General features: G+C 56.9%; 14 protein-coding genes and 1 pseudogene. All 15 read left to right on the top strand.

The window, feature by feature from the left end; genetic code table 11:
* Window positions 1-429: ABC transporter permease subunit (locus tag B2R48_RS15295; RefSeq protein ID WP_414716193.1), on the top strand; the 429-nt coding region annotated here is incomplete at its 5' end.
* A complete protein-coding gene (gene urtD / locus B2R48_RS15290; RefSeq protein WP_297002119.1) occupies window positions 426-1,226 on the top strand; it encodes an urea ABC transporter ATP-binding protein UrtD in 801 nt (266 codons plus the stop codon). The genes B2R48_RS15295 and urtD, both read left to right, overlap by 4 nt.
* An 11-nt stretch (window positions 1,227-1,237) precedes the next feature.
* Window positions 1,238-1,933, top strand: coding sequence for an urea ABC transporter ATP-binding subunit UrtE (gene urtE / locus B2R48_RS15285; RefSeq protein ID WP_213473480.1), 696 nt, complete (start codon window positions 1,238-1,240; stop codon window positions 1,931-1,933).
* Between the two features lie 212 nt (window positions 1,934-2,145).
* On the top strand, window positions 2,146-3,027 hold the full coding sequence (locus B2R48_RS15280; protein ID WP_297002113.1) for an urease accessory protein UreD: 882 nt from the start codon (window positions 2,146-2,148) through the stop codon (window positions 3,025-3,027).
* Between the two features lie 26 nt (window positions 3,028-3,053).
* The gene (locus B2R48_RS15275; protein ID WP_062956784.1) at window positions 3,054-3,356 is read left to right on the top strand and encodes an urease subunit gamma; all 303 of its coding nucleotides are present in this window, start codon (window positions 3,054-3,056) and stop codon (window positions 3,354-3,356) included.
* Between the two features lie 17 nt (window positions 3,357-3,373).
* Window positions 3,374-3,679 carry an urease subunit beta gene (locus B2R48_RS15270; RefSeq protein ID WP_008888419.1) on the top strand — a complete coding sequence of 102 codons (306 nt, stop codon included), beginning with the start codon at window positions 3,374-3,376 and terminating at the stop codon, window positions 3,677-3,679.
* Window positions 3,680-3,696: 17 nt separating this feature from the next.
* Window positions 3,697-5,409 carry an urease subunit alpha gene (gene ureC, locus B2R48_RS15265; RefSeq protein WP_297002108.1) on the top strand — a complete coding sequence of 571 codons (1,713 nt, stop codon included), beginning with the start codon at window positions 3,697-3,699 and terminating at the stop codon, window positions 5,407-5,409.
* Between the two features lie 18 nt (window positions 5,410-5,427).
* On the top strand, window positions 5,428-5,973 hold the full coding sequence (locus B2R48_RS15260; protein ID WP_062956781.1) for an urease accessory protein UreE: 546 nt from the start codon (window positions 5,428-5,430) through the stop codon (window positions 5,971-5,973).
* Window positions 5,960-6,670 carry an urease accessory protein UreF gene (locus tag B2R48_RS15255; protein WP_297002104.1) on the top strand — a complete coding sequence of 237 codons (711 nt, stop codon included), beginning with the start codon at window positions 5,960-5,962 and terminating at the stop codon, window positions 6,668-6,670. Before B2R48_RS15260 ends, B2R48_RS15255 begins: the two co-directional genes overlap by 14 nt.
* Entirely contained in the window at window positions 6,667-7,287 is a 621-nt protein-coding gene (ureG, locus tag B2R48_RS15250) for an urease accessory protein UreG (protein WP_044829628.1), read from the top strand. Before B2R48_RS15255 ends, ureG begins: the two co-directional genes overlap by 4 nt.
* A 200-nt stretch (window positions 7,288-7,487) precedes the next feature.
* Window positions 7,488-7,934 carry an SRPBCC family protein gene (locus tag B2R48_RS15245; RefSeq protein ID WP_297002100.1) on the top strand — a complete coding sequence of 149 codons (447 nt, stop codon included), beginning with the start codon at window positions 7,488-7,490 and terminating at the stop codon, window positions 7,932-7,934.
* The gene (locus B2R48_RS15240) at window positions 7,921-8,280 is read left to right on the top strand and encodes an ArsR/SmtB family transcription factor (RefSeq protein WP_297002096.1); all 360 of its coding nucleotides are present in this window, start codon (window positions 7,921-7,923) and stop codon (window positions 8,278-8,280) included. Before B2R48_RS15245 ends, B2R48_RS15240 begins: the two co-directional genes overlap by 14 nt.
* A gap of 197 nt (window positions 8,281-8,477) precedes the next feature.
* Window positions 8,478-9,026, top strand: coding sequence for a biotin transporter BioY (locus B2R48_RS15235; RefSeq protein WP_297002094.1), 549 nt, complete (start codon window positions 8,478-8,480; stop codon window positions 9,024-9,026).
* 70 nt (window positions 9,027-9,096) lie between these two features.
* Window positions 9,097-9,771: an energy-coupling factor ABC transporter ATP-binding protein gene (locus B2R48_RS15230; protein WP_297002091.1), complete on the top strand. Its 675-nt coding sequence runs from the start codon at window positions 9,097-9,099 to the stop codon at window positions 9,769-9,771.
* Window positions 9,768-10,072: pseudogene (locus tag B2R48_RS15225) on the top strand (energy-coupling factor transporter transmembrane protein EcfT); the annotation flags it as partial. The gene B2R48_RS15230 and the pseudogene B2R48_RS15225, both read left to right, overlap by 4 nt.

Genomic DNA, 10,072 nt, shown 5'->3' with positions numbered 1-10,072 from the left:
CGTGATGCCGAAAGCCGGGTGCGCTTCACGGGATACCGGGTTGAGTATTACAAGCTGTTCGTCTTTACCGTTTCAGCGGTGATGGCCGGTATTGCCGGTGCGCTTTATGTGCCGCAGGTCGGGATCATCAATCCGGGCGAATTTGCCCCGGCCCTTTCGATTGAAATCGTCATCTGGGTTGCGGTTGGCGGGCGTGGCACGCTGTATGGGGCGGTGCTGGGCGCGTTTATCGTCAACTATGCCAAGACCTTCTTTACCGGGGCGATGCCGGACTTCTGGCTATTCTTCCTGGGCGGGTTGTTCATTGCCGTCACCCTGTTCCTGCCAAAAGGCGTGATCGGTGCCATCCCGGCATTCGGATCGCCTGACCGGCAATCCATCATCACGGCCTGGCGCAAACGCCGCGCAAATGAAGGAGGCAAGGCATGAGCGAAGCAGCCGCCATTCAAAAGAATGCCTCGGACGAGGAACAGGTCAAATCCGCCAGGTCGGAAACCATCCTGTATGTTGACGGGGTGTCGGTGACCTTTGACGGGTTCCGCGCGCTTAATAACCTGTCATTCTATGTCGAGCCGGGTGAACTGCGCGCCATCATCGGCCCGAACGGGGCCGGCAAGACAACCATGATGGATATCATCACGGGCAAGACCCGGCCTGATACCGGTGATGTCCTGTTTAAAAGCGAGATTGATCTGACCAAGCTGGACGAGGCCGAGATCGCCAATCTGGGCATCGGACGCAAATTCCAGAAGCCAACGGTGTTTGAAAGCCATACGGTGTTCGACAACCTGCTTTTGGCGTGCTCCGGCGGGCGCGGCGTGTTTCAGGCGCTGTTCCATCGCCTGAGCGCAGCGGAAAAGATCAAGATCGAAAAGACGCTGGTCACCATCATGCTGGAAGACAAGCGTGATGAAATGGCCGCCAATCTTTCGCACGGGCAGAAACAATGGCTGGAAATCGGCATGCTGTTGATGCAGGAACCCGAACTTCTTCTGGTGGATGAACCGGTTGCCGGGATGACTGATTCCGAGACCGAGGAAACCGCAAAACTTTTACGGTCGATTTCCAAGGAATACTCGGTCGTCGTGGTTGAGCATGACATGGAATTCGTCCGCGACCTTGATTGCAAGGTGACCGTTCTGCACGAAGGATCGGTTCTGGCCGAAGGGCGCCTTGATCATGTGCAGAAAGACCCGCGGGTCATTGAAGTCTATCTGGGCCGCTAGGGGAGTTGAACATGCTTGATGTCAGCAATATTGATCTGTTCTATGGCGCGTCCCATGCGTTGCGCAAGGTGTCGCTGAGTGCTGAAACCGGCAAGGTGACCGCGGTTCTGGGGCGTAACGGGGTTGGCAAAACATCCCTAATGCGGGCCGTGGTTGGTCAGCATCCGATTGCAGATGGCAACATCAAATGGGAAGGCAAGGATATCTCGCGTGATCCGTCTTATCGGCGTTCGGCCAATGGCATCGCGATTGTCCCGCAAGGGCGCGAGATTTTTCCGCTTCTGACGGTAAAGGAAAACCTTGAGACAGGCTTTGCCGCACTCCCGCGTGCCCTGCGCCATATCCCTGACGAGATTTTCGAGCTGTTCCCGGTGCTGCGTGACATGCTAGGTCGTCGTGGCGGGGACCTTTCGGGTGGGCAGCAACAGCAGTTGGCCATCGGGCGTGCGCTTGTCACCCGTCCGCGATTGCTGGTGCTTGATGAACCGACCGAGGGCATTCAGCCATCCATCATCAAGGACATTCAGCGTGTCATCAAACAGCTGGCCGACCGTGGTGATATGGCGATCCTGCTCGTCGAGCAATATTTTGAATTCGCCCACGAGCTGGCCGACGAGATTGTCGTGCTTGAACGCGGCGAGGTGGTTTTGTCAGGCGCGAAAGAAACACTCGATCGCGAAAAAGTCCGCGCCTATCTGACTGTTTGATCAGCATTTGCCAAAAAATTGCGCAGATGTTGCGCCGCCAACCGGGCCAAACGCCGCCAGAACCCCAGTGTCGGCGAGCTGTCGGCGGTTGGCCCGCATCTTGCTGTGAAGCCCCTTGGTAACAAGGCTCCGTAAGTGGGCCGCATTAATCAGGTGTCTTTGTGCAGCTTCGCAAACTTGAACCCATAACATCCGCAAATCCGAATGCGGAGATGGAAACGCCAGCAACGCCCGCCCGCATCATCACTGATGGCCGGGGCGAGGTGACGTTCCGTCTGGGCAAGGGTGCGGCGCATCAGGGCGGGCATGCAGCCCTTGATCATCTTTATTACCGTGACCCGATGAAAATCCTGTTCCCGCGCCCGGTGGCCGGGGATCTGACGACGGCTGTTCTGGTGACAACGTCGGGCGGGATGGTTGGCGGCGACAAGCTGGCCTTTGCCGGCAAGGTCGAAGAAGGGGCATCCGCCCTGTTTACTGCCCAGGCGGCAGAAAAGATTTACCGGTCGGTCGGACCGGATTGCGAAATGTCGGTTGATCTGGATGTGGCCGATGGTGGTTGGCTTGAATGGCTGCCCCATGAAAGCATCCTGTTTGATCAGGCCCGCCTGAAGCGCAAAACGACCGTGCGTGCATCTGGCACCGGCATGGTCATGGCCGGTGAGATGATGGTGTTTGGCCGCCTTGCCCGCGGCGAAGTGTTTACCACGGGCCTCGCGCGTGATGCATGGGATGTCTCGATTGACGGGCGTCCGATCTGGCGCGATGCGCTGCATCTCGAAGGCGATGTGTTGCGCATGCTTGATCACGAAGCGGCCTTTGACGGTGCACGCGCCAATGCGACCGCCATTCTGGTTGGCAACGGCGCGGAAGAAAATCTTGAAGCGGCGCGTGATTGTCTGGCGCAGGCATGCGAGGGGCTTGAGGCGCGCGATGTGTTATGTGCCGCGACCGCGATGAACGGGATTGTGATAGCGCGTTTCATGGCGCGCGATCCGATGAAATTGCGCCGGGTTTACGGCGTGTGGTGGAAATCATTCCGCCATCAAACAAGGGGGCTTCCCGCACGCTTGCCGCGTTTGTGGGAGATTTAATTGATGAAGCCAAGGAGTAGGCAGGCATGAATCTGACGCCACGCGAAAAGGACAAACTGCTGGTTTCGGTCGCCGCCATGGTGGCGCGCAATCGCCTTGCACGGGGGGTGAAGCTGAACCATCCCGAAGCGATCGCGATCATCACCGACTATGTCGTTGAAGGGGCGCGCGATGGCAAATCTGTTGCCGATCTGATGCGCGACGGGGCGACTGTGATCACGCGCGATCAGGTGATGGATGGCATTGCCGAAATGATCCACGAAATTCAGGTCGAAGCGACCTTCCCGGACGGGACGAAGCTTGTGACCGTTCACGAACCAATCCGTTAAGGAAAGAGGAGCGCGTTATGATTCCAGGTGAAATCATTACCAAGGAAGGCAGCCTCATCCTGAACGAGGGGCGTGAAACCAAAACCATCACCGTTGCCAATACCGGGGATCGCCCGGTGCAGGTGGGGTCGCATTATCATTTCTATGAAACCAATCCGGGTCTTGATTTTGACCGTGAAGCCGCACGTGGCTTTCGCCTTGATATCCCGGCCGGTACCGCTGTTCGTTTTGAGCCGGGCCAGTCGCGCGAAGTCAATCTGGTGAAATATGCCGGGACCGGCACGGTCTATGGCTTTAACGCCAAAATCAACGGCAAGCTTTAAGCGGGGGGATGGAATAAATGGCTTACGAAATTGATCGTCCGTCCTATGCGGCCATGTTCGGCCCGACCGTCGGGGACAAGGTGCGACTGGCGGATACCGACCTGATCATCGAAGTCGAAAAAGACTTCACCACCCTTGGCGAGGAAGTCAAATTCGGTGGTGGCAAGGTGATCCGTGATGGCATGGGTCAGTCACAGGCAACGCGCGCCAATGGCGCGGTAGATACCGTCATCACCAATGCGCTGATTCTTGATTATACCGGTATCATCAAGGCCGATATCGGCATTCGCGATGGCCGCATCGCCGGGATCGGCAAGGCCGGCAACCCGGATGTGCAGCCCGGTGTGGATATTATTATCGGGCCGGGCACCGAAGTCATCGCCGGTGAGGGCAATATCATCACCGCTGGCGGCATTGATGCCCACATTCACTGGATTTGCCCGCAGCAGGTTGAAGACGCGCTTTATTCCGGCGTGACCAGCATGCTGGGTGGTGGTACCGGCCCGGCCGCGGGCACGAACGCCACAACCTGTACGCCAGGGCCGTGGCATATTGCCCGGATGCTGCAGGCGGCTGATGGCATTCCGATGAATATCGGCTTCTTTGGCAAGGGTAATGCGACCCTGCCCGGATCGCTTGAAGAACAGGTCAAGGCCGGTGCCTGTGGCCTGAAACTTCATGAAGACTGGGGGACGACCCCGGCTGCGATTGATACCTGCCTGTCGGTGGCTGATGACCTTGATGTACAGGTCATGATCCATACCGATACCCTGAATGAAAGCGGCTTTGTCGAGCACACCCGTGCATCGTTCAAGGGCCGTACCATTCACACCTTCCACACCGAAGGTGCTGGCGGTGGTCACGCACCCGATATCATCAAGCTATGCGGCGAAGCCAACGTCTTGCCAAGCTCGACCAACCCGACGCGTCCGTTCACGGTCAATACGATTGACGAGCATCTGGACATGCTGATGGTTTGCCATCACCTTGATCCGAAAATCCCCGAAGACGTCGCCTTTGCCGAAAGCCGCATCCGCCGTGAAACCATCGCGGCCGAGGATATCCTGCATGATCTTGGCGCGTTTTCGATCATCTCGTCAGACAGTCAGGCCATGGGGCGTGTTGGTGAAGTCATTACCCGCACCTGGCAGACCGCCGACAAGATGAAAAAGCAGCGCGGTGCGCTGGCCGAGGATGCGGGGTCTGGCAATGATAACTTCCGTGCCAAGCGTTACGTTGCGAAATACACCATCAACCCGGCGATTGCGCAGGGGATTGGTGCGCATGTGGGCTCCATCGAAGTTGGCAAGATTGCGGACCTGGTGGTCTGGAAACCGATGTTCTTTGGCACCAAGCCCGACCTGGTCGTAAAGGCGGGTATGATCGTGGCCGCAGCCATGGGGGATCCGAATGCATCGATCCCGACACCGCAGCCGGTCCATTACCGTCCGATGTTTGGTGCCTATGGCAATGCGATTGCGAAATCGAGCTTCTCGTTCGTATCGCAAGCGGGCATTGATGCGGGTATTGCCGCCGAATTCGGCCTGTCAAAAGAACTTCTGGCGGTGTCGAACACACGTAATATCGGCAAGAAGGACATGAAGCTGAACGATGCGCTTCCCGCGATGGAAGTTGATCCGGAAACCTATCAGGTGACGGCAGACGGTGAACTTCTGACCTGTCAGCCGGTGGATGTTGTGCCGATGGCGCAGCGTTACTTCCTGTTCTGATCGGTGGTAGCGAACTCCATGCGTCACGCCATTGAACATATCCCGGTTGACCGTGCCGACACATCCGAAGTGCGCGGTACGGTCACGCTGGCCTTTTCCGACCGGCATCGCCGCCGCATTCGTCTGCATGATGATGCGGGGGAACCGTTCTTGCTTGATCTGCCGCATGCGGTGCGTTTGGCGGATGGGGATCGCTTGCGCCTTGTCGATGGCGGGGTAATTGTTGTCCGTGCAGCCGAGGAGCCAGTTCTGACCATCACCGCGGCCGGACCGATTGCGACCGCCAAACTGGCCTGGCACATCGGCAACCGGCATACCCCGGTTCAGGTTTTGAATGACGGGCGTTTGCGCATCATTGATGACCATGTCATGCGCGACATGATCACCGGTCTTGGCGGTGTGGTGGAAAATGAAATCGCGCCGTTCGATCCGCTGAACGGGGCCTATCACGGGCTTGGTGGTGCGCATGGTCACAGCCATGGTCATGATCATTTTGACCATGATGACCATGACCACGAACACGGTCATAGCCATCAACATGGACATAGCCATGACCACGGATGACCTGACCCTTAACCCCGCAGGCCTGATGCGACTGATGACGTGGCTAAGCCCGTCATTCCCGGTTGGTGCCTATACCTATTCGCATGGCGTTGAATATGCCGTCGAAGACGGGCGGGTGACATCGGCCGATAGCCTGACCAACTGGGTTGAAGGGGTTCTGGAATTCGGGGCCGGGCGCATTGATGCGGTGCTGTTTTGTGCTGCATGGCGGGCGGCGCGCGCAGGTGATGAAGCGGCCCTGTTTGACATCGGGGTTGAGGCCGATTGCTGGCGCGGCACGTCCGAGATGGCGCTGGAGGCAACCGCACAGGGACGTGCCTTTGTCTCGACCATGCAAAAGGTCTGGGGCGATGGTGTCATTACCCGCTGGGCCAATGCCATGCGCGAAGATGATCGTCTGCCATCCTATCCGGTGGCGGTGGGCATTGCTGCGGCCCGGTCTGATGTGCCGTTGCGTGATGCGCTGACAGCTTATTTGCATGCGATGGCGGCAAACCTTGTGTCCAGTGCGGTGCGTCTGGTGCCGCTCGGTCAGACCGACGGTGTGCGATCACTGACATCGCTTGATGGCGCGGTGACGGTTGCAGTCGATCACGCCATGCAGACAGACCTTGCCGATCTTGGTGCCGCGGCACCGATGGTCGACTGGACGTCGATGAAACACGAAACCCAATATACGAGGCTATTTAGATCATGAGCTCTCCCCTTCGTATCGGAATTGGTGGCCCGGTCGGGTCGGGTAAAACCGCCCTTCTGGAGCGCCTGTGCAAGGCGATGCGCGATGATTTCAACATCGCTGCGATCACAAATGACATCTATACCCGCGAAGACGCCGAATTCATGACCCGTTCGGGCGCACTGGCGGCTGACCGCATTGCCGGTGTTGAAACCGGTGGCTGCCCGCATACGGCCATTCGCGAAGATGCGTCGATCAATCTGGCGGCGGTCGAAGACATGGCCGCCAAGCATGCCGGGCTTGAGGCGATCTTTATTGAATCGGGTGGCGATAACCTGTCTGCCACCTTCTCGCCAGAGCTGGCCGACATCACGATTTACGTCATTGACGTTTCGGCAGGGGATAAAATCCCGCGTAAAGGCGGACCGGGCATTACCCGTTCTGATCTTTTGGTGATCAACAAAACCGATCTGGCCCCGCTGGTGGGGGCTGATCTGGGCGTGATGGATCGCGATGCCAAGAAAATGCGTGGTGATCGTCCGTTCCTGTTCACCAATCTCAAGGCGATGGATGGCCTTGAGGACGTGAAAAACTTCATCATCGAGACAGGGGGGCTCCGCCAATCCGCAGCATCCTGATATGGGGATATAAGGAAAGCTGCACGGGCAGGGCCAGTTACATCATTAACGTGGCCTTGACCCAAGGATGACGGGAGCACGCATCGCCCGGCTGGCAACAGCCGGGCGATTGTGTTTAAGGCCCAAATTTAAATACGCAACTTTTTAGTTGCATTTATAAAAATCTTCTGGCAAGTTAAATGCAACTAGGAGGTTGCATTATGTCAAATACCATTGAGAAGTCGATTGAGATCAAAGCATCCCGTTCCCGTGTCTGGAAGGCGCTGACAGATCATCAGGAGTTCGGTACGTGGTTTGGGATTAATATCGAAACCCCGTTTGCGGTGGGCGAGGTATCCAGGGGCATGATAACCATCGAAGGGTTCACCCATGTGCCGTGGAACTCGACGATCAAGGCGATGGAGGAACCCGCCTATTTCGCCTATACATGGCATCCCTATGCGGTTGACCCCGATATCGATTACAGTGGGGAACCTGAAACCCTTGTCGAGTTCTGGCTTGAAGAAGCGTCCGGTACGACATCGGTAAAGGTGCGGGAAACCGGATTTGATAATCTGCCACCCCATCGCATTGCTGATGCGCTGCGGGCCAATACAAACGGCTGGGAGCTCCAGTTGGAAAATATCAAGAAACATGCAGAAACCTGAAAAAAATCCAGACAATGGCAAACATGGCAGTGATTTTTCTGCCATGTTTGCCGCATTGGGCGATCCGACACGGCTGGCGATCTTCGATCGTCTGGCGGATGGCAAGCCGCGCTCGATCTCGGTGTTGTCGAATGATGCCGACATGACCCGTCAGGCCGTGACCAAACACTTGCGCGTGCTTGAGACCGCCGGGCTTGTTCAACACCATCGGGTCGGGCGGGAAAGCCAATATGCTTTTTGCCCGGAACAACTGGCCGAGGCGCGCGCCTACCTTGATCAGGTGGCGGGACGTTGGGAATCTGCCCTGATGCGGCTTAAAACCTTTGTCGAAGACGGTGAAGTCTAAGGTTTTGAAAACTATTGGATATTGCGTTTCTCTTAAATGAGCTACGCAGTATCCGCTGTCATTTTGCTTGGCGTGGCGCATATTTGCGGTTATCCCATAGCGCGTTGAGCCGGTCGGGCGGACCGGTTAACGAGAGGCAGTTCTGCGCAAGGGGTTGATTGCAGTTCTGCCTTATAACGGGAATGGGAAACCGTTACATGAAGACCAAAGATATTGTCTATATCGCCCTGTTTGCAGCTCTGACCGCCGTTCTTGGGCTGTTTCCGCCAATTACCCTTCCGGTGACCGGTGTTCCGGTTACGGCACAGTCGCTCGGTCCGATGCTGGCCGGGGCCATTTTGGGTGCGCGCCGTGGCGGGCTTTCAATCATTTTGTTCCTTGTTCTGGTTGCTGTCGGCTTGCCGCTTCTGTCCGGTGGACGTGGTGGTTTTGGCGTGATGATGGGTGTCACGGGCGGGTTCATTTTTGGCTGGGCCATTTCGGCCTTTGTCATCGGCCTTCTGATCGAGAAGTTCTGGAACCGTTTGAACGTGATCAATGCAGCACTTTCCATCGCCTTTGGCGGGATCGTGGTGCTTTATGCCATTGGCAATGCCTGGGTCGCGGTTGCGGCCGATATCAGCTATTGGCAGGCGACCGTTGGTGCCGCGCCGTTCCTGATCGGTGACGCCATCAAGGTGGGGATTGCAACAGCTGCATGCCTTGCGGTGCGTCGTTCCTATCCCTTGATTTCCAAGGCATACTGACTTCTTATGGGCACAAGCACATGGTTGCTTGTGCCCGTTCCAATTTCCCCGAAAACGCCGGACTGGCCCCATGATCCGAATTGAAAATGTCTCTGTGCAGTTTGAACAGCGACGTGCACTTGCTGACATTGACCTGACGCTAACTGAAAAGCGGATCGGGATTGTTGGCGCGAACGGGTCGGGCAAAAGCACCTTTGTCCGGTTGCTCAATGGCCTGCAAACCGCGACATCGGGCCGGGTTTTGGTCGATGATTTTGATGCGGCAAAGGATGGCCGCAAGCTCAGACGTTATGTCGGGTTTGTATTCCAGAACCCGGACAATCAAATCGTCTATCCGGTGGTCGAGGAAGACATTGCCTTTGGGCTCAAGCCGCTCAAGCTTCCCAAAGATGAAGTTGATCGCCGCATTGATGACGTGCTGGCACGCTATGACCTGAGCGAATTCAAAACCCATCCTAGTCACCTACTGAGTGGCGGGCAGAAACAACTACTTGCCATCTCGGGCGTGCTGGTGATGGAGCCGCGCTATATCGTTTTTGATGAGCCAACCACGCTTTTGGATTTGCGCAATCGCAACCGGGTGCAGCGCGCCATCGCCGAGCTTGACCAGACGGTGATTACGGTTTCGCATGATCTTGACCTGATTGCCGATTATGACCGGGTGCTGGCGTTTGAGGATGGCAAGGTTGTGCTTGATGGCACGCCATCCGAGGTTCTTCCGAAATATCGGGAGATGATGGCGTGATCGCAGGGCTTTATATTGACGGGCAGTCTGCCTTGCACCGGGCAGCGGCCGGGGCCAAGATCCTTGCCATGGTCGCGCTTGGCACGGGCGTGTTCCTGATCCCCGATTGGCCGGTGGTCGGGTTTGTGCTGGCGACTGTCATATTGTTGTATCCCGCATCCGGCTTTGGCCCGCGCATTATGTGGGCGCAGATCAAGCCGATCCTGTGGCTGATGGTGATCTTTTTTGCCGTTCAGCTTTGGCTGAATGACTGGCAGGCGGGATTGCTGGTCGTCACCCGGATTGCGGCAATTGTGATGTT

Source organism: Thalassospira sp. UBA848, assembly GCF_002295455.1.
Classification (GTDB): Bacteria; Pseudomonadota; Alphaproteobacteria; order Rhodospirillales; family Thalassospiraceae; genus Thalassospira.
This window is presented reverse-complemented; position numbering and strand designations above follow the sequence as displayed.

Coding starts and splice junctions, on each gene's coding strand:
- ureC (WP_297002108.1), top strand. CDS start 3,697: ATGGCTTACGAAATTGATCGTCCGTCCTATGCGGCCATGTTCGGCCCG.
- ureG (WP_044829628.1), top strand. CDS start 6,667: ATGAGCTCTCCCCTTCGTATCGGAATTGGTGGCCCGGTCGGGTCGGGT.
- B2R48_RS15260 (WP_062956781.1), top strand. CDS start 5,428: ATGCGTCACGCCATTGAACATATCCCGGTTGACCGTGCCGACACATCC.
- B2R48_RS15240 (WP_297002096.1), top strand. CDS start 7,921: ATGCAGAAACCTGAAAAAAATCCAGACAATGGCAAACATGGCAGTGAT.
- B2R48_RS15255 (WP_297002104.1), top strand. CDS start 5,960: ATGACCACGGATGACCTGACCCTTAACCCCGCAGGCCTGATGCGACTG.
- B2R48_RS15230 (WP_297002091.1), top strand. CDS start 9,097: ATGATCCGAATTGAAAATGTCTCTGTGCAGTTTGAACAGCGACGTGCA.
- B2R48_RS15280 (WP_297002113.1), top strand. CDS start 2,146: ATGGAAACGCCAGCAACGCCCGCCCGCATCATCACTGATGGCCGGGGC.
- B2R48_RS15235 (WP_297002094.1), top strand. CDS start 8,478: ATGAAGACCAAAGATATTGTCTATATCGCCCTGTTTGCAGCTCTGACC.
- urtE (WP_213473480.1), top strand. CDS start 1,238: ATGCTTGATGTCAGCAATATTGATCTGTTCTATGGCGCGTCCCATGCG.
- B2R48_RS15270 (WP_008888419.1), top strand. CDS start 3,374: ATGATTCCAGGTGAAATCATTACCAAGGAAGGCAGCCTCATCCTGAAC.
- B2R48_RS15245 (WP_297002100.1), top strand. CDS start 7,488: ATGTCAAATACCATTGAGAAGTCGATTGAGATCAAAGCATCCCGTTCC.
- B2R48_RS15275 (WP_062956784.1), top strand. CDS start 3,054: ATGAATCTGACGCCACGCGAAAAGGACAAACTGCTGGTTTCGGTCGCC.
- urtD (WP_297002119.1), top strand. CDS start 426: ATGAGCGAAGCAGCCGCCATTCAAAAGAATGCCTCGGACGAGGAACAG.